Raw genomic sequence first — 22,025 nt, 5'->3', positions numbered from 1 at the left:
AACGAGATGCAAAGTGCACGCGCGCCGCGCGTGCCAGAAAACGCCTGAATAAAAGCCAAAAATCGGCGTTTTATTGCAGGCGTGGTTTCAGGGTTTGTTGGGGCGTCTAACGGAAAACTTACATCCGGACGCAGACAGCTGTTTGCTGTCGTGCCATCAAGCTCAGTAATGCAGAGGTAGTACCCCATGAAGACTTCGTTGATTGCCCTGGCGCTGGTTGCCGCCCTCCCGTTCGCCGCTTCGGCCGCTGACGGCCTGTCCTACAACTATGCAGAAGCCGATTACGCCAAGACCTCGGCCGACGGCAAGGCAGAAGGTTGGGGCGTAAAGGGTTCCTACGGGTTCCTGCCGAACTTCCACGCTTTCGGTGAATACACCCGCCAGGAAATCTCGCACACCAACCTTGATATCGAGCAGTGGCGCGTTGGCGCCGGCTTCAACAAGGAAATCGCGCCGACCACCGACTTCGTTGCTCGCGCGGCTTACGAAAAGTACGACGAGAAGTTCGCCCAGGGCCTGGACTTCAACGGCTACAGCGCTGAAGCCGGCATCCGCACCGCATTCGGCAAGCACGCCGAAGTGTACGCAATGGCTGGCTACGAAGACTTCAGCAAGAAGCACGGCATCAGCCCGGAAGGCGACTTCTATGGCCGTCTCGGTGGCCAGGTGAAGTTGAACCAGAACTGGGGCATCAATGGCGACATCAAGATGTTCAACAACGGTGACAAGCAGTGGACCGTGGGTCCGCGCTTCAGCTGGTAAGACGCGCTGACGCTTTGGCGTGATGCTGCGAAGGAAGGCCCGGCTATGCCGGGCCTTTTCTTTTGCCGAAGGTTTGGGGTTGAGATCTTCAGCTGGAAGCCTCCCCTCACCCCAACCCCTCTCCCGCGTGCGGGAGAGGGGTTGGGGTGAGGGCAAGCTCTTGCTTTGCTTCATGTAACACCACTGCAACCAAACTGCAGCAAAGTGCGCCTCAACCGGCACCGGCCGGAAGGACCTTGAGAATGAAAACCCGCCTGCTGTTCGCCGCAATGCTGTTGTCGACAACCCCGTTGGCCTGGAGCCAGCAACGCGATTACCTGCCGCTGGAGCAGCGCCTGAGTGCCGAACAGCTGCAGCAGGTCGGCCTAAGCGCGCAGCAGCTGCAGCTGCTCAACCGCATGCTCAGCGAAACTGCGCCGGTCACAGCGGCCGCTGCCACACCCACACCTGCGCCCATGCAGATCGGTCTGGAAGAAGGCCCTGTGCACAGCAGCGTGCAGGGAACGGTGGAAGGTTGGGAGCCGGGCACGGTGTTCGTGCTGGCCAACGGCCAGCAATGGAAGGTGCTGAAGGGCCAGATGCGCCTGCGCACTGCCTTGCAGTCACCGGAAATCGACGTGATTCCGGGCATCGCCGGGCGCTGGTTCCTGCAGGTGGACGAAGACCTGCCGAAGGCGCGGGTGTACCGCATCCTGTAAACGGTCAGACTGATTCGGGTCTCGCGGCTCTTGCAGCGCTTGTGGGAGCGGCATCAGCCGCGAAGCCACAGTTATTGCCGAAGCAGCGGTCAACGCCATACCGCCCGAAGAGACTCTCCGGCGCGCATGCATTTTCAGCTTCGCGGCTTACGCCGCTCCCACAAGGGAGCTGTCGCTCCCACATCTCACAGTCGCTTTACGCCGGCCGTACGCGCTGGGTCAGGCCCTTGAGGAAGTTGCGCAGGGCCTGGTCGCCGCATTCGCGGTAGTTCTTGTGGTCGGGCTGGCGGAACAGCGCCGACAGCTCCGGCTTGGACATCGGGAAGCCGGCGCTTTCGAAGATCGCATGCATGTCCACGTCCTTCAGTTCGAAGGCCACGCGCAGCTTCTTCAGCACGATGTTGTTGGTGATGCGCTTTTCCGGCGGACGCTGCGGCTGCGATTCGTCGCGGCCACGGTAGTGGTAGATCAGGCCGTCCAGGAAGCGCGACAGTACCGCGTCCGGGCAGGCTTCAAACAACGGCTCGTCGTCCTTGCGCAGGAAATCGTGCACCTGTGCCGCATCCACTTCAAAGCTGGAATCGGCCAGATGGATGGTGTCCACCACCATGCTGTCGCTGAGGTCGAGCATGTAGCGGATGCTGCGCAGTACGTCGTTGTTGATCATTGCCACTCCGGAACCACCGCGGCGGAGATGCCGGCGGGGGCATAGTGTAACGCCGCACTGGCAAGCCCCCAGCCTACAATCGGGGCTGGTTCAGCAAAGTCCGCCCGCATGCTCCCCCCACACGTCCCCGTTCCCGTGCAGCCCGTAAGGCCCCGGTCTGCCGCGCTGCCGTTGGCGGGCCGGCAATGAGTTCACGCGCGATCCTGCACCTGTGCCTGCATCTGGCGGTGCCGGCGTTGCTGGCCTGGCTGTTCTGGCGGCCGCAGTTCGGCAAGGCCTGGCTGTTGCTGCTGCTGGGCTGGGTGATCGACCTGGACCACCTGCTGGCCGATCCCATCTATGCGCCCGACCGCTGCAGCATCGGCTTCCATCCCCTGCATACGGCGCCAGCCATCGTGGTCTACGCGGGATTGACCGTGCCCAGGCGCACCCGCCTGTTCGGCATCGGCCTGCTGGTGCACATCGCGCTGGATGCGCTGGACTGTCTATGGATGCATGCCAGCCGCTGAGCGCCGCGCGCCGGGTCCAGCAGGCGCCAAACGGGGAGGGGTGGGTTACCAGCCGCCCCAGGGGCCAGGGCCAAAGCCGGGTCCAGGGCCGTAGCCATAGGGGCCGGGGCCTTCGCTCTTGCTCATGTGGATGTTCAGGTTCACCCGTCGGCTCTGGCCTTCGTCGGTGTTGTAGTTCTTGCCCACGTTCAGGTCCACGGCCTGCCAATTGCTGTTGCCGTAGGCCTTGGAATAGCCGATACCGGCGCTGACCGCGCCATGTACCTGCAGTTTGTCATCCATTACCTCGGCGCCAGGACTGTCCTTTTTGGTCAACCCGCGACCGCTGTGGTCGCCGTAATAGGTGCCCGGTGCATCGCCTTTGTAGGTTTCGCCCAGGTAACGCAGCGGCGCCTGCGGCACGCTCAGGTCCAGGCCACCTGCGGCGCTGGCGGCATCATCCTGCGCCATGGCAGCGGCGGGGGCCAACAACAGGACGGCGATCAGGGATGTGCGGATCATGTTGCAGGCGCTCCGGAACTGGGACCACGCCGTGCTGGCGGGCAACACGGACGCTAACAGAAAAGCGTTGAACGATGGCTGTCGATAGCCGTCGCCGGCGGGGAACTTTCAGCTCAGGCGCCGGAAGGAGAACAGTTCCGCCAAGCGGTGCCGGCGGCCTTCGATGGCAGCCCGGATCAGGCCGGCGCCCAGCATCGAATAGGTGATGCCGTTGCCGCCATAGGCCATGGCGAAATGCACGCGCGGCCCCCACTGCGGGTGGGCACCGAAGAAGGGCAGGCCGTCTTCGGTTTCGGCAAAGGTGCCGGCCCAGGCGAAGCTGGGTTGGACGGTCAGCTGCGGGAACAGGCGGCGCAGTTTGGCGAGCAGGCGCGCGGCCTTGCGGTCCACCTGCGCATCCCGGCGCGCTGGCAGATCGATCGCGTCATCCTCGCCGCCCACCAGCAGGCGGTTGTCGGCCGTGCTGCGCAGGTAGAGATAGGGGCGGGCGGTCTCCCACATCAAGGTAGTGCGCAGCGGTCCCAGCAGGGCCGGCGGCAGTGGATCGGTGACGACGGCATAGCTGCTGCGGTTGCGTGCCACGCGCTGCTTCAGCCAGTCCTGGGCGGCGTAGCCGGAGGCGACCACCAGATGCTCGCAGTCGACCTGCACGCCGTGGGTGGTGCGCAGTTGGACCCGGCGGGTGCCGGTCGTTACCGAGGTCACGCTGCTGCGGTCGTAGACCTGCGCGCCCTGTGCCAACAGCCGCGTCAACAGACGGTAGGTCATGCGATAGGGATCCATGCGCGCGGCCGGCGTGCTGCGGATGGCGCCGGGTGCGGCGAAACCGTATTCCTCGGCAACACCGTCGGCATCAAGCCACTCCACTGCGAAGCCATGCCGTTCGCGCAGTTCGTATTCCTCCAGCAGCGTCCGCAGATGGCCGCGGCGGCTGGCGTAGTACAGGCTCAGGGTGCTTTGAAAATCCACCCCGCGGACCTGCTCGGCCAGCGCCTGCAGTTCGTCGATGGCCTGCACGCAGGCGCGATAGGCCAGCAGTGCGGCGTCGATGCCATGGCGTTTGGCCAGCTCGCGCAATGGCGTATCGATCTCATACTGCAGCAGCGCCGTACTGGCGGCGGTGGAACCCCAGCCGATGTCGCGCTGCTCGATGACGACGACATCGTGGCCGTGGCACACCAGTTGGTCGGCAATCAGGGCAGCGGTAATGCCACCGCCGATCACCGCCACCTCACAGCGCAGGTCCCGCCGCAGCGCGGGGAAGGCGTGCATCAGGCCATTCTTGATGGCCCAGAACGGATAGCCGCTTTTCAGGTCCATGCACAGCTCCGGTCATCGCGGGGGCCGCCGCTCAGCCGGCGGTAGGGTGGCCGGTATGTGGCGTGTGGATCAGTGCTGCGGTATCAAAGCCCTGCTGCTGCGCATAGGCGATGTAGTGGTCGCGGGTGGTGGCATCCATCTGCGGCAGGCGTGCCAGCAACCACAGGTATTTGCGGTCAGGGCTGCCGACCAGGGCAGTGGTATAGGCCGCGTCCAGCTGCATGATCCAGTAGTCGCCCTTGGTAAAGGGAATCCAGCGCAGGCCTTCGGGCAGGAAGCTGACTTCCAGGCGGCTGTTGGTGTCGTCGACCGGCTTGGCCTGGCCGATGGCTTCTTCCAGGTTGCCGCCGCGCAGGCAGCGGTTCTGCACCCGTACGCTGCCATCCTCATTGAGCGAGTAGTGGGCGGTGACGTCGGTGGCATCTTCGGGTTCAAAGCGTATGGGCAGGCGTGCAACTTCGTACCAGGTACCCAGGTAACGCTGCAGGTCCACCTGGGGAACGGTGGCAAGCTCAGGGTGTTGATGCATGGAAAACCTCTCTGGCGTTCACGCAGGCGGCTGCGTCGGGGGTCCAGCTATAAGGCAGCAATGGTTAAGCGCCCGTGCCCGGGAGGTCGTCTCGCCGTTGCCTGAAGGCCTGCATTCATGCGCGAAGCGGCCTTCGCGCCGGGCAAACATGGCTGCGCTAGGCTGTCGCCATCCGAAGACGGGAGTCCGCCATGTTTGTCGTGATCCTGCTCAAGGGGCAGAACCGCTATGCACGCGAACGCTGGGAGCAGTTGCCGGAGGTGGTCCATTACGACGGCCAGGGCTTCGCCCTGCGGGCCGGGCCGCGCCAGCCACGATCGACGACCCAGGTGTGGGAGCCGGTGGCGGTCTATGCACCGGCCGAATTGACCGAGGACGAGTTCCAGGAAATCTACGAGCTCAACCGCCACCATATCGTCGAACTGGCACTGGAATACTGAGTACCGTGACGTGTTTTTGCAGGAAGTGAACACGCACTGACATATAGTTCCGGGCAGGCGCGGTGGTCCGCGCGACCCGGTGCTCCGTCTTGCCTGCCCATCGTTTTTCGCATCCGCTGCGCGCGCTGTTGTTTGTCCTCCTGCTTGGCCTGGGTGCCAGCAATGTGGCTTGGGCCGCGCCCGAAGGTGCGGCGGCCGATAGCAGCCCGCAGACCCGTATCGAACAGGCTTCTCGCGCGGTGGCGGCGGTCAAACGCGCGGTCACCGATGCCGATGCACCGGAAACCCTGAAAACCCTGGCCGAGCGTGCCAGCCAGGCGCAGCGCGAGGCCGAGGCCAGCGTCGCCGCGCTGCAGCCGGAACTGACCCAGCTCGATGCCCGCATCGAGCAACTTGGGCCGGCACCCGAGGGCGGGGAAGATTCCGGTATTGCCCGCCAACGCAAGCTGCTGGACCAGCAGCGCAGCCAGATCGATGCCGACATCAAGCGCGGCAAGCTGCTGGCCGAGGAGGCCAAGCAGGCCAACGAAGCCATCGAGAAGATGCGCGCCCAGCAGTTTGGCGAGCAGATGGGCCGCAAGGTGGCCTCGCCGTTGTCGCCGGCCCTGTGGCGCGAGTTCGGCGAGCATGTGCCGGACGATCTTGCGCGCTTCCAGTCGCTGTACCGGCAGGCCCACGATGCCTTGCTGAAGGCGGCCGGCAAGCAGGGCTGGGGCATGCCGCTGCTGGGCGCGGCGCTGGCCTTGCTGATGCTGTTCCCGCTGCGCATCTGGTTGCGCCACCTTGGTCGCCGCTACGCTGCTTCCGAACGTGCCCCGGACGGACGTCTGCGTCGCACCGGTCTTGCGGTGTGGCTGCTGTTGGTCGGCACCTTGCTGCCGGGGCTGGCGGCCACGGTACTGGTGGCCAGCCTGCGGGCAATCGATGCGATCGCACCGCGGCTGGAATCGGTGGCCGACATGTTCGTCGTCGCTACCTTCGTGGCGGCCTTCATCGGTGCCGTGGCAGCCAGCCTGCTGGTGCCATCACGGCCGACCTGGCGCCTGCTGGACATCGATGATCTCGCCGCCGCCCGCTTGCGCCGCTTTGCCTGGGGCGCGGCCAGCCTGACCTGGCTGACCATGCTGCTGCGCGACGTCAATCGCGCTGCGCGCACTTCGGCGGTGGGCACGGTGACCCTGGACGGCCTGATCGCACTGACCTACGTGGTGTTGATCATGAGCATGCTGGCGACCCTGGCCGGCCTGCATCGACGCCGTGCGGCCGAAGCCGCGCAGGCGGAAGCGGAGAGCACCAACAGCGGCCGCTCGCCGCGTGCGCCGCGCAGTGGCTGGCTGATCGTGGCGCGCTTGGGCGGCTACCTGAGCATCTTCGCCGCGCTGGTGGCGACCTTGCTCGGCTACCTCAATTTCGCCATGTTCACCGCCCAGCAGATGGTCTGGGGCACGGTGATCGTGCTGGCGACGACGTTGCTGACGCGCTTCGCCGATGACTTCGCGTTGTGGTTGCTGGCACCGGACAGTGCTGCCGGGCGCATGCTGCGGCTGTCGACCGGCTTGTCCTCCAACCGCCTGGAACAGGCCAGTGTATTGCTGTCGGCCACGTCACGGCTCGCGCTGGTGATGCTGGGCATCACCGCCTTTGTTGCTCCATTCGGCAACGTCAGCGCCCTGTATGGCTGGCTGGAACGCCTGTCGGCCGGCATCAAGATCGGCGGCAACCTGCTGACACCTGCTTCGATCATCAGCGCGGTGCTGGTGCTGGTATTGGGCCTTGCGCTGATGCGGGTGGTGCAGCGCTGGCTGGTGGATACCTACCTCCCCAAGACCGATCTGGATATCGGCGCGCGTAATTCGATCAGCACGGTGGCGCATTACCTCGGCATCGTGCTGGCTGGCCTGTGGGCCCTGGCGGCGCTGGGCATTGGTTTTGAAAAGGTGGCCTTGTTGGCCAGCGCCTTGTCGGTCGGTATCGGTTTTGGTCTGCAGGCGATCACCCAGAACTTCGTCTCCGGCCTGATCCTGCTGGCCGAGCGCCCGGTGAAGATTGGTGACTGGATCAAGATCGGTGACCAGGAGGGCGACATCCGCCGTATCTCGGTGCGTTCCACCGAGATCCAGGTGGGTGATCGTTCCACGCTGATCGTGCCGAACTCGGAGCTGATCACCAAGACCATCCGCAACATGACCATGGCCAATGCGCTGGGCCGCATCCAGGTGCAGTTCTCGGTGCCGCTGGGCACCGACATGGGCAAGCTGCGGACGCTGTTGCTGGGGATCTATGCCGCCAACGAGACGGTGCTGATCGACCCGGCACCGTCGTTCTTCATTGATTCGATCAGTGGCGGACAGGTGGCGGTGAACAGCTTTGCCTACGTGTCATCGTCGCGGAGCGTATACGGAACCCGCAGTGAGGTGCTGTTCGCCTTGCTGGAGCAGACTGCTGCCGCCGGCATCGCCCTGGTCACTCCGACCGACATCCATCTGGTGCGCGATCCCCCGCAGGCCTAGGTAGTGCCGAGCCACGCTCGGCAGGGGCTTTACCGAGATCTGTCGGAATGTGGGAGCGGCGTAAGCCGCGAAGCTCATGGTCTTTCAGATTGCGGGCATGCTGTTCACTGCAGCATGCCCAGCTTCGCGGCTTACGCCGCTCCCACAAAAGCACGAATGTTCATCACGACCGCGGATGCTCGCTGGTCGGCAGCAGCGCATAGTCGTCGACGGCCAACTGCTCGGCATGGTTCAACCAGGCGCGGATCTCCAGGTCGTCGATCTCCTGGTCCACGCCCAACGGCATGCGGATGCGGCCATCGGCATCGGGCTGCACCCATTGCTGGGCCACCACAACGTTGCGCTTTGATGCCACCGCTTCCACCCAGAAGCCGCGCTGCGGGCGTTGTGCGGCATACAGCTCCAGCACGTAGCGACCGGGGCTGGTGTGGCGCGGCTGGCGGCTGATCATGCGTGACTGGCGCACGCTGGGACGGGGCCCGCTGAGCGCCTGCAACGGCGCATCCACGGCGATGCCACGGCGCAGCTGCGCATCGCGGTACAGGCGCATGCCCTGGTCGCTGTCCAGCAGCAAGGCACACCATTGGCCATCGGCCGAACCATCTTCAAACGCGGTGCAGCGGTCGACATAGGCCAGGCGGTGCTGCGGATCGGCCTCCTCGAACTTGCGCGAGGTGTTCTCCAGGTACACCGATTTCAGGTCCCACTGCTGGTCGTATTCCAGCAGCACCGGCGGCTGCACCTTCTGCACGCCCACCAGTACCTGGTCGTTGTCCAGGCGCAACATGCGGGTCTGCTCGCCCAGCCACAGCGAACGTGCGAACGCGCTGTAGCGTGCGTAGGCCCTCGTATCACCGCTGGTCGCCGCGACGCTGGCGCTTGCCGCGGGTGCCGGCTTCAACAGCGAGCGGCCAAAGCCGATCGCATCGATCGCAGGGTCCAGCAGCTGCAGCGCGGTGGCGCCCGAATCCAGCGTTGTGCCCGCCTGCGCAACGATCTGCTGCGGCTGCAGCTTGTTGCCCAGGAACAGCAGCAGGTTCTCGCGTTTCTGCTTCTCCAGTACATGGCTAAGGTCATTGGGCATGGCCAGATGATCGGAGGCCACCACCACCAGCGTGTTGTCGGCGAATGCGCTGCTGCGGATGCGGTCGACCAGGCGCGAGATCAACCGGTCGCTGCACTTGAGTGCATTGAGCAGGCCGATATTGCCGTGTGCGCTGCGATAGCGCGTGTTCCTGCAGGCAACCGGCAGATGCCCGGCCGGATGGTGGGTGTCCATGGTCAGTGCAGTCAGCATGAACGGCTGGCCGCTCGCCGAGAGCTCGAGGAAACGCTCGTAGGCACGTTCCAGCAGCACGTCATCGTGCACGCCCCAATTGGAGAAATGGCGTTTGGCGATGTTCTGCTGCTGGAACCATTCCAGATCGCGCACGTCGTCAAAACCGTGCGAGTTGAGGAAGTCGGCCTTGGCGGCGAACTGCCCGTTGGCACCGCCCATGTAGTGGTTGCTATAGCCCTGCTGCTTCAGGTAGTCGCCAAGGCAGAAGGCTTCGGGCAGGAAACGGCCCATCCGCCCCATGCTGTTCTCGTCGCCCTGCGCGGTGGTCAGCGGCACGCCGCACATCGACGACACCAGGCCGGCGATGGTCCAGCCACTGCCGTCGGCGGAGGCGATGTTGCGGAAATCCAGGCCTTCGCCGGCCAGCCGGGTCAGGTTGGGCATCAGCCCGGGGAAGACGTCTTCGTTGAAATAGGTGCGTTCCAGGCTCTCGCCGTAGATCCAGACAATGTTCGGCCGCTGCGCCAGCGCCTTTGATGGCAGCTGGTATTCCGGCGCTACTGCGCTGTAGTCCACCGGCTGCATCTGCTGATAGATGCGCTTGCCATCGGTGTACAACGGGCTGAGCAGCAGTGTTGTCAGCAACAACGCGGTGAAGCCGCCGAACACCGCCAGGCCATGACGGGGGCGCTGCAGGCGACGCACACGCAGCAACAACAACGGTGTCAGCGAGACGATCACCAGGCCGATGAAGCCGATGATGTAGGCGCTGAAGTCACCGACACCGGCGCCTTCCATGTCGCTGCGCAGGTGGTACAGCGTGGCCGAATTGATGCCATCGCCACTGAGTTTGTCTATCAGCCACCAACTGCTCAGCGCCAACAGCAGCAGTGACAGCAGGCCAGCCTTCAAGCGCGCCAGGGTGGGCGACAACATCAACAGTACGAACAGTGCTGCCAGAGACAGCCAGATGATCCAATGCATGCGGTCACGTGGGTAGCGGAGACAGGGGGTGACGACCTGGGCCGTCATCGCTCTACACACTGTTGTTTCAGTGCTGTGGCAGAAGCATCTGGATCTTGCCTGCCGTAACCTGACTGAAATGTTCGGACGGCACAGCAGCATTCATCATCAGCTACGCGTTATGTGCGGCACGCCGAATACTGTGATCTTTGGTGAGAGAGTGTGCTTTTTGCCTGATTTCAGTGGTTGGAAACTTCTGTTGTCGCTTCTCAAGCTGCAATCGGACTGTTCATGCACCCACCTAGCCCGGGTAAGCGCAGCGCATCCGGGGCTGGCAATGGATTGAAGGGAGATGACCGGCGCTTTTCTGCGTCCGTTCAAGGCAAGCGCATATCCACGCTGCCGGTGCGTTGCTGCATGCACCATGTGCTCCCGGGTGCGCTGCGCTTACCCAGGCTACGGATGCCGCATCTACACTCAGCGATGGCCACGTTCTTCGCGGGCGCGTGCTCTGGTGCGCCGATCGAACAGCAGTGAGCTGACGATGAGTCCAAGGCCGATGATCACGCCCAGCAGGAACAGCAGCATTGCAAAAGCGGGGTAGCCGAACAGCGTCCAGCGGGTAGGCACACGCATCAGCAGCGTCGAGGACAGCAGCAGGGCAGCGGTGATCAGGCCGGCGGCAATGCGGTTGGCCACCTTCTGGATGTTTTCCATCAGCCGCGATTCGTCCAGGCCGGTGACCTTCATCTGCAGGCGGTTTTCGGCCAGCACGCTGAGGATGTCGGACATGCGGCGCGGCCCGTTGCGCAGCAGCTGCTGCAGCTCCATCGCCTCGCTGGCCAGGTTGGCCGCCGAGAACGACTTGCGGAAATGTGCGCGCATCACATGCTGCAGCTGCCGTTCGACAACCTTGCGGGTTTCCATCTCCGGCGCCAGGAAGCGGCACACGCCTTCCAGGTTGAGCAGCGCCTTGCCGAGCAGACTCAGCTCCGGTGGCGTGCGCAGGTTGCTGGCGGTGGCGATGCGCACGATCTCCAGCACCACATGGCCTTCGGACAGGGTGCCGTTGGCGGCGTAGCGGGCAATCATCTGCCCGGTCTCGCGCAGGTAGCGCTCCTCGTCATAGTCCTCCAGCCGGGTACTGATGCCGATGATCTCGTCGGCCACTTCCTCGCCACGGCCATCCACGGCGGCGAACAATACCTTCAGCAGGCGTTGGCGCAGCCGCGGTGGTACATGCGCGACCATGCCCAGGTCGAAGATCGCCAGCCGGCCCTCTGGGGTGACGCGCAGGTTGCCGGGGTGCGGGTCGGCGTGGATTTCGCCGTGCACGAAGATCTGGTCGAGGTAGCCCCGCACCAGCGCCGCAGCCAGCGGCACCATCGATTGCTCGGTGCGGCGTACCGGCGGGATCGCATCCACCCGTACGCCTTGCACCAGTTCCATGGTCAGTACCCGGCGTCCGCACAGGTCCCACACCGGCTGCGGTATCCACAGTTCGGGGTAGGGCGCCAGGTGCTGGCCGAAGCGCGCCAGATTGGCAGCCTCGGCTTCGTAGTCCAGCTCCATGCGCAGGGTCTTGGCGAACTCGCCCAGCCAGTCGGAGAAGCGCACCTTGCGGCCGACCCGGGTCAGGTGATCGGCGGCAGTGGCGAAGCTGCGCAGCACACCGATATCCGAACGCAGCTGGGCGGCGACATCGGGCTTCTGTACCTTGATGGCAACCTGCCGGCCATCGTGCAGTTCGGCCTGGTGGACCTGGGCGATGGAAGCACTGCCCAGCGGCTGCGGGTCGAACCAGGCAAACAGCTTGCTGACCGGCGCGCCCAGTTCGTCCTCGATCACCGCGCGGATCTGTTCCACCGGGATCGGCGCGACTTTTTCCTGCATGCGTTCCAACGCGGCCACGTATTCGGGCGGGATCATGTCCGGGCGGGTCGACAGCACTTGGCCCAGTTTGACGAAGGTGGTGCCCAGCGCTTCCAGGTCGGCAACGAACTGGGTGGGGTTGCCGGCGGCCGGTGGCCGGCCCAGGCGCGGGATTTCGCCATCCAGCGAGATCCCGGAGAACACACCGGAATGGCGGTAGCGCAGCAGCAGGCGCACGATCTGCTGGCGTCGGCTGAGGCCGCCGACGGTGGTCGGGCTGTCACTGCTGGTCGGTTCCATCAAGCGGGGTTCTCCCAGGCGGGCGAGCCTGCAGTGTGGCCGCAGCGGGGTTGCAGGGGGGTGAATACGCGGGCTTGCGCACCGAAGCGGGCACGAATGAGTGAAAATCCCCCTTCCCCTGTCCTATGACCTTACGGTGACCCATGGCTGGAGCCAGCCTGTTTGCCCTGCTCGACGATATTGCCGCGTTGCTGGATGACGTCTCCATCCTCACCAAGGTCGCTGCCAAGAAGACCGCCGGCGTGCTCGGTGACGATCTGGCCTTGAATGCGCAGCAGGTAACCGGCGTCACTGCCAACCGCGAGTTGCCGGTGGTGTGGGCAGTGGCCAAGGGGTCACTGGTCAACAAGGCGATCCTGGTGCCGGCGGCGCTGGCGATCAGCGCATGGCTGCCGTGGGCGATCACCCCGCTGATGATGATCGGCGGTGCCTTCCTCTGTTACGAAGGCGTGGAGAAGCTGGCGCACAAGTTCCTGCATTCCAAGGACGAGGATGAGGCGCACAAGGCCGAGCGGCTGAAGGCCATCGCCGATGAAAAGGTGGATCTGGTCGCGTTCGAGAAGGACAAGATCAAGGGCGCGGTGCGTACCGATTTCATCCTGTCGGCGGAGATCATCGTGCTGTCGCTGGGGGTGATCTCGCACGCTCCGTTCAGTCAGCAGGTTGTGACCCTGATTGCGGTTGCACTGGGCATGACGGTGTTCGTCTATGGCCTGGTGGCCGGCATCGTCAAGCTTGATGACGTTGGGGCCTGGTTGCTGGACAAGGGCCGCGCGCTGGCGGCGCTTGGCCGTGGCCTGCTGTATGCCACACCGTGGTTGATGCGCGGCCTGTCGATTGCCGGCACCGCGGCGATGTTCCTGGTAGGTGGCGGCATCCTGGTGCACGCGATTCCGGCCCTGCATCATTTCATCGTCGGCCTGGCACCGGCCAATCTGGAATGGCTGGCCAATGCCTTGGGCAGCGTGGCGGTGGGCGTGATCATCGGTGCAGTGGTACTGACCGTGGTGACCCTGGTCCAGCGTATGCGCGGGGCGAAAGCGGCGCATTGAAGCCGGCATTTCTGCCTTGATTGTGGGAGCGGCGTAAGCCGCGAAGCAGGAAATGCTTCAGGCATCAGCAATGGTGCCGACGTTGGCAGTATCTGAAAGATTGCCAGCTTCGCGGCTTACGCCGCTCCCACAAGACAGCAACACCGCCGCAGTTCACTGCAGGCCCTGCTCCAACTCCCGCAGCTGCTGCTGCGCGCGGGCCAACGATTGCCCGGACAGGCTGTCCAGCAAGCGTTGCAGACGATGACTGGCCGGCAAGCGTCGCATCGTCCAGCGGGCAGCTCCGATGCTGCCCAGCATCAACGCCACGCCAAAGCCCAAGCTGCCGAGGAACCACGCTGGTGCCATCGCATACAGATCCAGGCCCAGCCATTGCACGCTGCCCCATTGCAGGGCCAGCAGCCACAGCCAAAACCACGGCAGGCCCAGGCCAAGTTCGGTGATTGCGGTGAAGCGGCGTAGCCGCGCCAGTCGTTGCTGTTGGATCAGCACCGGTGCCTCGGCAGCATCTGCATGTATCGCCAACAAGGCGCGGGTGATCGACACCCAGATCGCAGCGATGCCGTACACATGCAAGGCCAGCCCTGTAAGCAGCAGTTGCGGCACCTGACGGTGCTCCACCCAGAAACTCGCCGCCAGCACGGTGACTACGATCCACACCAGCAGCCAAGCCAGCTGCAGACCACTGAACCAGCGCAGCCGGCGCCGCACACCGGCCTTGCGCGGCTGCTGCCAGGCCTGCAGGGCCAAGGTTTCCAGCTGATCGATACGTTGCGCCTGCTGTGCCCAGCTGGCCTTGAGTTCGTCGAGTTCCATGGTGTCAGTCTCGTGAGCTGTCGGCAGGATTGAAGTGGCTACGCAGTTGTTGGCGCAGCCGGTGCAGGCGGGTGGCGGCATTGCTGGCGCTGATGCCCAGTACATCGCCGATCTCGCGGTGGCTGCAGTCGTCCAGGTGCAGCAACAGCAGGGCCCGGTCCAGCGCCGGCAGGCGCTGGATCAAGGTATTGAGCTGGGCCAGGCTGGCGCTGTCTTCGGCGTTGTCGGCAACACTGGCGAGGTCGTCATCCAGCGTGGCTTCGCTGTGGTGGTGTCGCCGCAGTTCGCGGCCACGCAGCTGGGAGATGGCGATGTTCAGGGCGATGCGGTAAAGCCAGGTACTGAATTGCGCCCGTTGCGGATCGAAACCTGGAAAGGCGCGCCAGGCCTGGATACTGATCTCCTGGATCAGGTCGCGAAGGTCTTCCCGGTGCGTGCAATAGCCACGCGCGACCTTGAGCACGATGCCCTGGTGCTGGCTCAGCAACTGGGCAAAGCGGTGTTGCAGGTCGACGATGGGGTCGGTTGCAGTGATGTCCATGCCCGGGTGATTCGCACCAGCGCAGGAAATATCACAGCCCCGGGCGGATTTCCGCTGCGGGGTGACTCAGTTGGCGGGCAGCACCTGGTTGCGGCCGACACGTTTGGCCGCATACAGGGCCTGGTCGGCCCGCTGCAACAGGGCCTGCAGGGCTTCGCCGGGCAGGGCCTGGGCGACGCCGGCGCTGAAACGCACCTGCACGCGCTGTTCTTCATGCAGGAAGGGGCGTTGCGCCAGCTGCTGCTGCAGCTGTTGCAGGGTTTCCAGCGCGGCGGCGCGGTTGAGCCCGGGCAGCACCAGCACGAACTCGTCACCGCCGAGGCGGGCGATGCAGTCGCGACCGCGCAGGCGTTGCTGGGTCACCGCCACCAGATGGCGCAGGGCCTGATCGCCGCCAGCGTGGCCGTGCCGGGCATTGGTCTGGCCGAAGTGGTCCAGGTCGATCATGGCCAGACTCAGTGGCGTGCTGTGGTCGGCCAACAGCTCGCCCAGCTGCTGCTCCAGGCCGCGCCGGTTCAGGGCGCCGGTCAGCGGATCGGTACGCAGCTGGCTGCCGGCTTCTTCCAGCTCGCGTTCGAGTTGCTGCACGCGCTGTTCGGCGGCCTTGGCCTCGGCACGGGCGTTGGCCAGATGGTCGCGCGCACGTGCAGCTTGCTCCTGTACCCGCGCGGTGTCCTGCAGCACGTCCTGCAGCAGTTGGGTCAGGTCGGAGATGCTGCGGGTCTGGCGCACCGCAACGGCATAGCTGGCGATGCGATCATGGTATTCGCCGGTTTCGGTGACCATGCCGTCCACCTGGGTCACGAAGTCCACCATCAGGTCCTTCATCGCCTGCTTGGACTGGTCGATGCCTTCGCGCAGCAGCCCTTGTCGATAGATCACTTCGCGCAGGTCGTTGCGGGTCTGCTCCAGCGAGTTGGCGTCCAGCGGCCCGGCCAGCAGCTGCCGGATCGAGCGGATCTGGCCCTGCAGCCAGCTGTCGCCATCGAGCAGCTCGGAGATGTTCTCCAGCAGCATGTCGAACAGGTTGAGCAGCAGGTCGCGCTGTTCCTGCAGACTACTGCTGCGCACGCCGACCTGGTGGCAGAGTTCGCGCACATGGATGGCCACCGGCTGCAAGGGTTGGCCGCTGCGCCAGCTGCGCAGTTCCTCGCCCATGCGCTGGGCCTGCTGTTCGAGCTCAGGCGACTGCTGCATCAGGCTGGCCAGCACCGCGCCGAGGGTGTCGCGCAGCATGTCGCGCAGCTGCTCGGCCTGGCTGTTGCGGGTGTGCGAGGCTTCCAGTTCGACGGTACGGATGTACTTGTCGATCAATTGCCGCAGCAGGCGGCCGTAGCGCTCCCAGTCCTGCTCGGCATGCGCGCTGTGCAGGCGTTGGCCCATGTCACCGAGTTCACCGGGCAGGGTGCACATGCCCTGCGCGAAGGCGGCCAATACTGATTCGGGCGCGTTGGCGCCGATGAACAAGCGCTGCAGCATCGCCATGCCGCCGCCCCCGTTGGCTACCACCTCGACCGCCGCAGCCGCCTGCGGCGCGGACCGCCGGGACAGGATGCGGCCCAGCCCGCTGCTGCGGGAGGTGGAGGAGTCATCGGGGCTGTCGGCCATTGCGCAGGGATCCGGGCGGGTTGTGGCTGCGCCCGTGCGCAACCGGAGGTGGTGTCCAAGCCCCATTATCGGCAAGGTAGCAGCGGGCTTGAATGGCAGCCGATCACAGGAGCACATCATGCGGGTATTGCTGGCTGGCGCGACCGGCCTGGTCGGGGCGCAGGTACTGCAGCGGTTGTTGGCCGAGCCACGCTGCAGCGGCGTGATCGCACCGACCCGGCGCGCGCTGGCGCAGACCGCCCCCAAGCTGCTCAATCCGGTGCTGGATTTTGCTGCGCTGGCGAGCGTAGCGCAGGGCTGGCAGGTGGATGCGGTGATCTGCGCGCTGGGCTCGACGATGAAACAGGCCGGCTCGCGTGAGGCCTTCCGGCAGATCGACCATGGCTATCCGCTGGTGATTGCACGCGCAGCGCGTGCCAATGGCTGCGAGGTGTTTGCCTTGAACTCGGCGGCCGGTGCCAATCCGCGTTCGCTGGTGTTCTATAGCCGGGTCAAGGGCGAGCTGGAGCAGGACCTGCGCGCGCTGGGGTTTGCTTCGTTGACCTTGGTGCGTCCGGGCCTGATTGGCGGCGACCGCGTCGAACGGCGAGCCGGCGAGCATCTGGCCAGCGTGGTGCTGGGAGCACTGGCGCCTGTGCTGCCGCGCGCTTGGCGCATCAATCCGGCCACGCGGATCGCCGATGCGCTGGTGGAGGCGGCGTTGGATCCGCAGCCGGGCGTGCGGGTGGTGGGGTCGGCGGCTCTGTTGTAGGAGCGGCGTAAGCCGCGAAGCTGATGAACTTACAAGATCGCCAGCTTCGCGGCTCACGCCGCTCCCACAAACGGCAGGTGAGGCTCAGGCCGGCAGCGACTGCCCGCCATCCACCGCCAGCACCTGGCCGGTGATCCAGCGCGCTGCGGGCGAGCACAGGAACACGGCGGCATTGGCCACATCCTCGACATTGCCGAAGCCACCGAACGGGATCTTGGTGCGGATCTGTTCGTACAGTTCGGGGGCGCTGCTGCGGCGCTGCTCCCACAGTCCACCGGGGAATTCGATCGAGCCCGGTGCCAACGCGTTGACCCGGATGCGCTCACGCGCCAGCTCGGTCGCCAGGCTGGTGGTGTAGTAATTCAAGGCGGCCTTGGCGGCGGAGTAGGCCGCTGCGCGTGGCGTCGGCACCGAGGCGTTGATCGAGCTGATGTTGAGGATGGCCGGCATCGCACTCAGACGCAGATGCGGCAGGGCAGCGCGGTTGGCGCGCACCGCGGCCATCAGGTCGATATCGAAACCGGCTTGCCAGCTCGCATCGTCATTGCCGTTGCCATAGCCGGAGGCATTGTTGACGAGGATGTCGACGCCACCCAGCGCGGTTGCAGCGGCATCGATCCAGGCTTGAATCTGCATCGGATCGGCGAGATCACATTGCTGCGTGTGCGCGGCGGCTGCGCCATCGCGCAACAACAATTCGGCAGCCTGTTGCAGTGCCGTTGCACCACGCGCACAGAGGCTGATTTTCGCACCGTCGCGGGCAAAGGCCTGGGCGATGGCCAGGCCGATGCCGCGGCTGCCGCCGGCAACCAGCACGCGTGCGTTTTGTAGCGAAACAGAAGGGGGCATTGCTGCGGTTCCGGTGGGCGGAGATCGCGCATTATCCCCGGTTGCGCGTTGCAGGCGGCGAATGCGCTGTTCCGTGCTCAGGGCAGGCCGGGTACGTTCAAGGACGCGAACAGCAGGTTCTGCGCCTTCTTGGCCATTGATCGTGGCAGCTTGGCGATGAAGGTGTCGCCGGTCAGCGCCATGTCGCCGCGGAGGATGAAACCGTTGATCTGGGTGTAGCTTTTGACGGTGTATCTGTTCCCATCGCGGGTGACTTCCAGATACATCGGCGAGGTCAGGATGTTGTTGCCCTTGCGATAGACGCGGGTGCCATCGATGTCGCGGACCAGGCGATAGCCCTGCTGGCTTGCCCAGGCATCAACCTTGGCCAGCACGTTCTCATCGGAGCTGAAGGTGGTGAGGTCATGCGGCCTGCCGCTGTTCTTTGCCATCAGTGCGAGGATGTTGACCAGGGCCAGGCCGCCCAGTGCGCCCACGATCATTCCTGTGATCAAACTCATGCTGTTGACTCATTGAAGTTGGGGCGGCATTCCAGCACATCGCAATGCCTGTTGTCGTGAAAATTCAGTGCTATTCCCAGATGTTGGGTATTGCGCCACGTTCCGGATGTTTCATCTGCACGATGCAGAAGCGATGGCCGGTGGGGGCTTCCATCACCCACCAGCGTTTGACCTTGCCGATGCGGCGTGCGCCCAATGCTTCGAGCCGATCCGCCTCGGCATCGATATCGTCGGCCTCGATATCAAGATGCACGCGTGATGCGTGATCGACGCGCTGCACTTCCACATGCAGTTCGGCCGGCGCGCCCATCAGTTCTGCGTACTGCGCGCCATCGTCCTCGGTGTAGCCGGGCTCGGCTTTCAGGCCGAGTGCGGGTGCCCAGAACGCGGCGGCGGCATCGCTGTCGGTGCCTTGGCAATCAATGATGAAACCGGCCAGACGGCTGCGGTGGCTCATGCGGATGCTCCGGTGACAGAGGAGCGCAGCGTACACCGCCTATCCGGATGCGCGTGTTACTGCGGTGTGGGCGACAGGGACGGGAGTGGCGAGTCGCCAGGCGCTGATGCACAACGTGCCGTAGACGCTCCACTCGGCCAGGCGCTGCAGCAGCCCGCGCCAAGGTTGCAGGGGTTCGATCCCCATCAGGACGAACAGCAGCAGCCAGAGTCCTGCCAGCGCAATCCACAACAGGCGTGTGCCTGGGCGGATCGCGGGCGTGGTGGCCAACAACAGCAGGCCCAGTGCAGTGCCCAGATAGGTGAACACGCCGAGCAGGGTATGTAGTGATTGCGACACGCTTCCGCTGGTTGGGCAGCCCATGTCGCAGGGCGCCAATGCCGAACCTATCCATGCCAGCGGTTCGAACATCAGCAGCCAGTAGCCGAATCGACTTGCTCCGCGCACGGGTACCTTTCCGGCAAACACGCACAACAGCAGTGCGGCCAGGATTCCCACCGGGATGAAGCCGAACAGGCTGATCAAGCGCGCATGCGCGCTACCGCTCGCACCGAGTTCACTGATGTACTGTGACAGCGGCGAATAGCCGGGTTTGAGTGCGGCACCGCCGAACAGCATCAGCAGGTACACCGCGATGAACAGCAGGATCAGGCAGCGGTGGAAGCGCATCGGCGGCATGCCTGTGGGCGTGCGGGTCAGCGTAGGCGATTGGACAGGAACAGCTCCACCTTGCCGCAGCTCGGGCAGGCATGCAGGTCGAATTCCTCGCGGTTGCCGAACAGTTCACCGATGTCGCCGAGCAGGAACGGCATGGTCTGCGTGCTTTCATGGAAGCGCTTGCGGCCAATGAATTCCATCTGCATCCCGGGGCAGCGCGGGCAGTCGATCAAGCGCGGTGCTTGCGTCCAGCTGCGGCTGTCATCGGCCTGATAGCCACGTGGTGGCGGGGCGCCATCGGCATGGGTGCCGCATTTCCAGCACTGGTCGCGGTTGTCTTCGTTGACTTCCTTGCAGTTGCTGCAGATCCAGGTGCCCATGGTGGTGTTTGGTAGCAGGGGAATTGGTCAATCGTAGCGCCCGGATGGCAGGTTGGCGTTACAGGTGGATGATGCTTTTTGTCGGGATCGGGCGAAAGGTCACGAGCAGGAGCTGCCCTCACCCCACCCCCTCGCCGGCGGGGGGGTGTGGGGCCGGTTGGGCGTCGGCTCTTCGTCCCCTCGCCCCGCTCCCGCGGGCGGGAGAGGGGTTGGGGTGAGGGGAAGCTTCTAGCAAGCAGACCCAAGCAAGGCACAAGCGTGCCCAATGCAAATACCAGGCAAAAAAAGGCCCGCATCGCTGCGGGCCTCAAACAACACTACCAACAAATTGTCAGTGAGCCTTGGCCAGGTCGTCGATCAGCACGCGCAGGAAGCGCGCGGCTTCGCCGCCGGTGCAGGCGCGGTGGTCGAAGGTGACCGACAGCGGGATGACCTTGTGGGTTTCGATGCCGCCCATCACCGGCGTGACCTGGAAGCGGGCACGACCGGCGGCGACGATGGCCACACACGGCGGTACGACCACCGGGGTGGCGTAGCGGCCGGCGAACATGCCGAAGTTGGACAGGCTGATGGTGTAACCGCTCAGCTCCGACGGCGCGATCGAGCGGTCTTCGACCTGCTGGCGCAGACGGTTGATGCCTTCGCGCACGCCACGTGCATCGAGCATGTCGGCATTGCGCAGGGCCGGCACGAACAGGCCGTCGTCGGTGTCCACGGCGATGCCGATGTCGACCTGCGCATGCAGGGTGCGGGTGAGGTTGTCACCGTCGAACCAGGCATTCATCGCAGGCACGGCCTGGCAGGCGCTGACGATGGCGCGGACCAGGCGCGAGGTCATGTCGTTGCCCGGCGCCCAGGCATGGATGTCGGCGTCGTCGCTGAGCGTGGTCGGCACGACCTTGCTGTGTGCGTCGGCCATCACCCGCGCCATGTTGCGGCGCACGCCCTTCAGCGGTTCCGGCTGGCCCTTGGCGACCACGCCCGGAGGGGCGGTACGCATCGGCTTGCCGGCGGCGGACAGCGGGGTGCGGCTTGAGCCCCTCTCCCCCTGGGAGAGGGATTGGGGTGAGGGTACGGCAGTTGCACTACTAGAGGTCGGACCCTCACCCCCAGCCCCTCTCCCGGCGGGAGAGGGGAGCAAAGCGGACGGATTCGCCGCCGCCTGCTTCACATCATTCATCGTCACCGCGCCGTCGGCGCCGGTGGCGCGCACGCGGGCCAGGTCGACGCCGAGCTTGCGCGCCATCGCGCGCACGGCCGGTACCGCCTTCACACCGCCGACGGCCACGGCCTGTTCGGTGTGCACGGCATTGGAGCTGACCATCGCGCCAACCACGGTGCCTTCGTCGGCACGTTCGGCGGCAGCGGCGACCACCGGTGCCGGCGCGGCGACGGGTGCAGGCGCAGCCTCGGCCGGCGCGCCGTGGTGATGGCCGGTGTCCTGGCCTTCGGCGCGCTGCGGCAGGTTGGGGTCGAGCTCAAAACTCGCCAGCACGTGGCCGGTGACGACGATGTCGCCGGCGCCGCCGGCCAACTTCAGTACCTTGCCGGAATAGGGCGAGGGCACTTCGACCACGGCCTTGGCGGTCTCCATGGCCACCAGTGGCTCATCGAGCTTGATCACATCGCCTTCCTTGACGAACCACTCCACGATGGTCGCGTCCGGCAGGCCTTCGCCCAGGTCGGGCAGGTTGAAATTCTTGGTCTGGCTCATGTGAGTTTCTCTTCCAGCAATTCAAGTTCGCGCGCTGGCAGCCAGCCCTGCGCGCCATCGGCGCGCTCGGACCACCACCAGCCACCATGTTCGTGATGCAGCCGTACCTGCTCGCCGCGGTCAACGTCCAGCTCGCGTGCGCTGTAGTCACGCAGCGCTTCGGCACGGCCATTGTCCAATACCTGCAACCAGGCGACCGGCGCCCAGCCGGCGCTGCCTTCGCTGGTTTTCACCCAGGCGAAGGCCGGCCATTCCTCGTCGCGGACACCGAGCTCGACGATCTGCCCGGTACGGAACTGCAGGGGGTTGCGGTATTGGCTGCGGTAGCTGCCAATCAAGCGTGCCAGCAT

At 65.0% G+C, this 22,025-nt stretch carries 24 protein-coding genes; 8 read left to right on the top strand and 16 right to left on the bottom strand.

From position 1 onward, the window contains the following. The first annotated feature begins 186 nt into the window (after positions 1-186). On the top strand, positions 187-762 hold the full coding sequence (locus tag ACVOLQ_RS09600) for an OmpO family porin (RefSeq protein ID WP_303748602.1): 576 nt from the start codon (positions 187-189) through the stop codon (positions 760-762). 242 nt (positions 763-1,004) lie between these two features. Continuing rightward, positions 1,005-1,460: a hypothetical protein gene (locus ACVOLQ_RS09595; RefSeq protein ID WP_481527824.1), complete on the top strand. Its 456-nt coding sequence runs from the start codon at positions 1,005-1,007 to the stop codon at positions 1,458-1,460. Positions 1,461-1,656: 196 nt separating this feature from the next. On the opposite strand, the gene ACVOLQ_RS09590 is transcribed toward ACVOLQ_RS09595, so the two are convergent. Further along, complete coding sequence (locus tag ACVOLQ_RS09590) at positions 1,657-2,127, bottom strand: YehS family protein (RefSeq protein WP_313493318.1); 471 nt, start codon at positions 2,125-2,127, stop codon at positions 1,657-1,659. A gap of 185 nt (positions 2,128-2,312) precedes the next feature. Between ACVOLQ_RS09590 and ACVOLQ_RS09585 the strand changes: the two genes are divergently transcribed. Then, entirely contained in the window at positions 2,313-2,636 is a 324-nt protein-coding gene (locus ACVOLQ_RS09585) for a DUF6122 family protein (RefSeq protein ID WP_481527823.1), read from the top strand. A gap of 45 nt (positions 2,637-2,681) precedes the next feature. On the opposite strand, the gene ACVOLQ_RS09580 is transcribed toward ACVOLQ_RS09585, so the two are convergent. From ACVOLQ_RS09580 to ACVOLQ_RS09570, 3 genes are all read right to left on the bottom strand, one after another. Further along, the gene (locus tag ACVOLQ_RS09580) at positions 2,682-3,137 is read right to left on the bottom strand and encodes a hypothetical protein (RefSeq protein ID WP_481527822.1); all 456 of its coding nucleotides are present in this window, start codon (positions 3,135-3,137) and stop codon (positions 2,682-2,684) included. A gap of 108 nt (positions 3,138-3,245) precedes the next feature. Beyond that, the gene (locus tag ACVOLQ_RS09575; RefSeq protein ID WP_481527821.1) at positions 3,246-4,457 is read right to left on the bottom strand and encodes an NAD(P)/FAD-dependent oxidoreductase; all 1,212 of its coding nucleotides are present in this window, start codon (positions 4,455-4,457) and stop codon (positions 3,246-3,248) included. A 31-nt stretch (positions 4,458-4,488) separates the two neighbouring features. Next, positions 4,489-4,986 (bottom strand): lipocalin family protein, encoded by a 498-nt coding sequence (locus ACVOLQ_RS09570; protein ID WP_481527820.1) that lies wholly within the window; start codon positions 4,984-4,986, stop codon positions 4,489-4,491. Between the two features lie 191 nt (positions 4,987-5,177). Here ACVOLQ_RS09570 and ACVOLQ_RS09565 point away from each other — a divergent pair, with 191 nt between their 5' ends. Continuing rightward, positions 5,178-5,426: a hypothetical protein gene (locus ACVOLQ_RS09565; RefSeq protein WP_481527819.1), complete on the top strand. Its 249-nt coding sequence runs from the start codon at positions 5,178-5,180 to the stop codon at positions 5,424-5,426. Positions 5,427-5,515: 89 nt separating this feature from the next. Further along, entirely contained in the window at positions 5,516-7,936 is a 2,421-nt protein-coding gene (locus tag ACVOLQ_RS09560; protein ID WP_481527818.1) for a DUF3772 domain-containing protein, read from the top strand. Between the two features lie 163 nt (positions 7,937-8,099). Here ACVOLQ_RS09560 and ACVOLQ_RS09555 read toward each other — a convergent pair whose 3' ends face one another. Then, a complete protein-coding gene (locus ACVOLQ_RS09555) occupies positions 8,100-10,199 on the bottom strand; it encodes a phosphoglycerol transferase I (protein ID WP_481527817.1) in 2,100 nt (699 codons plus the stop codon). 28 nt (positions 10,200-10,227) lie between these two features. On the opposite strand from ACVOLQ_RS09555, the gene ACVOLQ_RS09550 reads away from it, so the two are divergent. Then, positions 10,228-10,524 carry a hypothetical protein gene (locus ACVOLQ_RS09550; RefSeq protein ID WP_481527816.1) on the top strand — a complete coding sequence of 99 codons (297 nt, stop codon included), beginning with the start codon at positions 10,228-10,230 and terminating at the stop codon, positions 10,522-10,524. A 131-nt stretch (positions 10,525-10,655) separates the two neighbouring features. Here the strand turns inward: ACVOLQ_RS09550 and ACVOLQ_RS09545 are convergent, their stop codons facing one another. Continuing rightward, positions 10,656-12,350: an ABC1 kinase family protein gene (locus ACVOLQ_RS09545; RefSeq protein WP_481527815.1), complete on the bottom strand. Its 1,695-nt coding sequence runs from the start codon at positions 12,348-12,350 to the stop codon at positions 10,656-10,658. A gap of 143 nt (positions 12,351-12,493) precedes the next feature. Between ACVOLQ_RS09545 and ACVOLQ_RS09540 the strand changes: the two genes are divergently transcribed. Further along, complete coding sequence (locus tag ACVOLQ_RS09540; RefSeq protein WP_313493324.1) at positions 12,494-13,402, top strand: DUF808 domain-containing protein; 909 nt, start codon at positions 12,494-12,496, stop codon at positions 13,400-13,402. A 153-nt stretch (positions 13,403-13,555) separates the two neighbouring features. Here the strand turns inward: ACVOLQ_RS09540 and ACVOLQ_RS09535 are convergent, their stop codons facing one another. The 3 genes from ACVOLQ_RS09535 to ACVOLQ_RS09525 form a co-directional block, all read right to left on the bottom strand. After that, positions 13,556-14,218, bottom strand: coding sequence for a hypothetical protein (locus ACVOLQ_RS09535; RefSeq protein WP_313170941.1), 663 nt, complete (start codon positions 14,216-14,218; stop codon positions 13,556-13,558). A gap of 4 nt (positions 14,219-14,222) precedes the next feature. Beyond that, on the bottom strand, positions 14,223-14,759 hold the full coding sequence (locus ACVOLQ_RS09530) for an RNA polymerase sigma factor (protein ID WP_481527814.1): 537 nt from the start codon (positions 14,757-14,759) through the stop codon (positions 14,223-14,225). A 66-nt stretch (positions 14,760-14,825) separates the two neighbouring features. Then, the gene (locus ACVOLQ_RS09525; RefSeq protein WP_481527813.1) at positions 14,826-16,367 is read right to left on the bottom strand and encodes a GGDEF domain-containing protein; all 1,542 of its coding nucleotides are present in this window, start codon (positions 16,365-16,367) and stop codon (positions 14,826-14,828) included. A gap of 118 nt (positions 16,368-16,485) precedes the next feature. Here ACVOLQ_RS09525 and ACVOLQ_RS09520 point away from each other — a divergent pair, with 118 nt between their 5' ends. Then, positions 16,486-17,118 carry an NAD-dependent epimerase/dehydratase family protein gene (locus ACVOLQ_RS09520; RefSeq protein WP_481527812.1) on the top strand — a complete coding sequence of 211 codons (633 nt, stop codon included), beginning with the start codon at positions 16,486-16,488 and terminating at the stop codon, positions 17,116-17,118. A gap of 84 nt (positions 17,119-17,202) precedes the next feature. Here the strand turns inward: ACVOLQ_RS09520 and ACVOLQ_RS09515 are convergent, their stop codons facing one another. The 7 genes from ACVOLQ_RS09515 to ACVOLQ_RS09485 form a co-directional block, all read right to left on the bottom strand. Beyond that, entirely contained in the window at positions 17,203-17,967 is a 765-nt protein-coding gene (locus ACVOLQ_RS09515; protein WP_481527811.1) for an SDR family NAD(P)-dependent oxidoreductase, read from the bottom strand. A gap of 77 nt (positions 17,968-18,044) precedes the next feature. Next, complete coding sequence (locus ACVOLQ_RS09510) at positions 18,045-18,467, bottom strand: hypothetical protein (protein ID WP_481527810.1); 423 nt, start codon at positions 18,465-18,467, stop codon at positions 18,045-18,047. A gap of 70 nt (positions 18,468-18,537) precedes the next feature. Next, a complete protein-coding gene (locus ACVOLQ_RS09505; RefSeq protein WP_481527809.1) occupies positions 18,538-18,924 on the bottom strand; it encodes a VOC family protein in 387 nt (128 codons plus the stop codon). 39 nt (positions 18,925-18,963) lie between these two features. After that, complete coding sequence (locus ACVOLQ_RS09500; RefSeq protein WP_481527808.1) at positions 18,964-19,593, bottom strand: DUF998 domain-containing protein; 630 nt, start codon at positions 19,591-19,593, stop codon at positions 18,964-18,966. Between the two features lie 26 nt (positions 19,594-19,619). Beyond that, positions 19,620-19,961, bottom strand: coding sequence for a hypothetical protein (locus tag ACVOLQ_RS09495; protein ID WP_481527807.1), 342 nt, complete (start codon positions 19,959-19,961; stop codon positions 19,620-19,622). Positions 19,962-20,292: 331 nt separating this feature from the next. Continuing rightward, positions 20,293-21,675, bottom strand: coding sequence for a dihydrolipoamide acetyltransferase family protein (locus ACVOLQ_RS09490; RefSeq protein ID WP_481527806.1), 1,383 nt, complete (start codon positions 21,673-21,675; stop codon positions 20,293-20,295). Then, the gene (locus tag ACVOLQ_RS09485; RefSeq protein ID WP_313170923.1) at positions 21,672-22,025 is read right to left on the bottom strand and encodes an SH3 domain-containing protein; all 354 of its coding nucleotides are present in this window, start codon (positions 22,023-22,025) and stop codon (positions 21,672-21,674) included. The genes ACVOLQ_RS09490 and ACVOLQ_RS09485 overlap by 4 nt, the downstream gene beginning before the upstream one ends.

The sequence above is a fragment of the Stenotrophomonas sp. STEN031 genome, assembly GCF_056759975.1.
This window is presented reverse-complemented; position numbering and strand designations above follow the sequence as displayed.